The sequence below is a fragment of the Streptomyces huiliensis genome (genome assembly GCF_020037025.1).
GTDB classification, from domain to species: domain Bacteria; phylum Actinomycetota; class Actinomycetes; order Streptomycetales; family Streptomycetaceae; genus Streptomyces; species Streptomyces huiliensis.
The window spans coordinates 1-2352 of the sequence record NZ_JAIQLH010000038.1 but is presented as its reverse complement, the minus strand read 5'-3'; the positions used below and the strand labels follow the sequence as shown (position 1 = coordinate 2352).

The 2352-nt window shown below is 76.8% G+C and carries 1 protein-coding gene; it reads left to right on the top strand.

What is annotated here, in order from left to right:
- Window positions 1-2352, top strand: a 2352-nt coding sequence (locus tag JNW98_RS08770; RefSeq protein ID WP_223767543.1) for a beta-N-acetylglucosaminidase domain-containing protein, incomplete at both ends; no start/stop codon positions are given.

Here is a 2352-nt window from a genome sequence, read left to right as displayed (position 1 = left end):
GCCGCCCCCGCGGCGGGCAGCCCCGACGCCGCCGACCCGGAGGCGGCCGTCGCGCTCCCGCCGGTCTGGCCGCGCCCGCAGTCGGGCCGCGCCCAGGGCGCGCCGGTGCCGGTGGGCACCGAGGTCACCCTGATGGCCGAACCGGGCACGGACCCGTACGCCCTGTCGGCGCTCCGGGAGATCCTGCGCGGCGCGGGGGCCCGGACGGTCGTGGACGCCCAGCCCGGCGGCACCCCGCCACCGCGCGGACTGATCGTGTACGCGGACGGCCGGCAGGCCGAGGAGGCGCTGCGCGCCCTCGGCGCCCCGGCCGCCGGCGACCTGCCCCGGGGCGGTTACCGGCTGGCGTCCGGGCAGCGCGACGGCCGGCCGACGGTGGCCCTGGCGGGCGTCGGCGACGACGGCCTGTTCCACGCCGCGCAGACGCTGCGCCAACTCGTCGTCCGGCGGGACGGCGGACCGGCCGTCGCCGGCGCCGTGATCCGCGACTGGCCGGTGACGGCCGTGCGCGGGATCACCGAGGGCTTCTACGGGCAGCCCTGGTCGTCGCCGCAGCGCCTCGCCCAGCTGGACTTCATGGGCCGGACGAAGCTGAACCGGTACCTGTACGCACCCGGCGACGACCCGTACCGCCAGGCGAAGTGGCGCGATCCGTACCCCGCCGACCGGCGCGAGGAGTTCCGCGTGCTGGCGGACCGGGCCCGCCGCAACCATGTGACGCTGGGCTGGGCGGTGGCGCCGGGGCAGGGCCTGTGCTTCTCCTCGGCGGAGGACGTGCGGGCGCTGAAGCGCAAGGTGGACGCGATGTGGGCGCTGGGCGTCCGGGCGTTCCAGCTCCAGTTCCAGGACGTCAGCTACAGCGAGTGGCACTGCGGCGCCGACCGGGACGCCTTCGGGTCCGGGCCGAAGGCCGCGGCGGAGGCGCAGGCGAAGGTGGCGGGCGCGCTGGCCGAACACCTGGCGGCGAAGGGCGGGGAGGCGGCGCCGCTGTCCCTGCTGCCCACCGAGTACTTCCAGGACGGCCGGACGGCGTTCCGGCGGGCGCTCGCCGACCGGCTCGACCCGCGCGTCGAGGTGGCCTGGACGGGCGTGGGCGTGGTGCCGCGGACCATCACCGGCGGCGAACTGTCCGCCGCTCGCTCGGCGTTCGGGCACCAGCTCGTCACCATGGACAACTATCCGGTGAACGACTTCGCGCAGGACCGTATCTTCCTCGGCCCCTACATCGGCCGGGAGCCGGCCGTCGCCGTCGGCTCGGCCGCGCTGCTCGCCAACGCCTCGGCGCAGCCCACCGCGTCCCGCATCCCGCTGTTCACCACCGCCGACTACGCCTGGAACCCGCGCGGCTACCGCCCGGAGGAGTCGTGGAAGGCCGCGGTCGACGACCTCGCGGGCGCCGACCCGAAGGCCCGCGAGGCCCTGCGGGCACTGGCCGCGAACGACGCGTCATCGGTCCTCGGCGGCCAGGAGTCGGCGTATCTGCGCCCCCTGATGGACGACTTCTGGACCGCTCTCTCCGGCACCGACGCCGACCGGCTGAAGACCGCGGCGGACAAGCTGCGCGCCGCCTTCCGCATCATGGCGGACGCGCCCGGCCGGCTCACGAGCACGCTGGGCGTCGAGGTCCGGCCGTGGGCGCGGCAGTTGGCGCGGCACGGCGAGGCGGGCTTGCGCACCGTCGACATGCTCACCGCGCAGGCGCGCGGCGACGGCGCGGACGCCTGGCGCGCGGAGCTCGACGTGCTGCGACTGCGCGACCGGATCACCTCCGAACAGGTGACCGTGGGCGCCGGCGTGCTGACGCCCTTCCTCCAGCAGGCCCTCGCCCGCGCCAACGGCTGGCTCGGCATCGACCGCCCGCTGCGCACGTCCGGCGCGGTGACCGACGGCGACCCGACGACGACCGTCCCCGCCCCGGCGGACGGCCCACTGACCGTGAAGCTGCGCGAACCCCACCCGATGACCGCCGTCACCGTGCTCACCGCGGCCGCTCCCGGCGCACGCGGCACGGTCGAGGCGCACACTCCCGACAAGGGCTGGCAGCCGCTGGGCGCCCTCTCGGCGAGCGGCTGGACGCAGCTGCCGGGCAAGGGCGTCCGGGCCGACGCCCTGCGGCTGGTCTGGTCGGGCCCGACCCGGCCGGCCGCGATCCACGAGATCACCCCGTGGTTCGCCGACACCGCCGCCACCCACTTCGAGCTCACCCACGCGGAGGCGACGGCGGAGGCCGGCGGGGCGCCCGCGGTCGTCGAGGCCCGCGTGATCAACCAGCGCCCGGGCGCGGTGAAGCAGAAGCTGACCGTCCGCGCGCCGAAGGGCGTCACCGTCAAGGCCCCCGCCGAGGTCACGGCC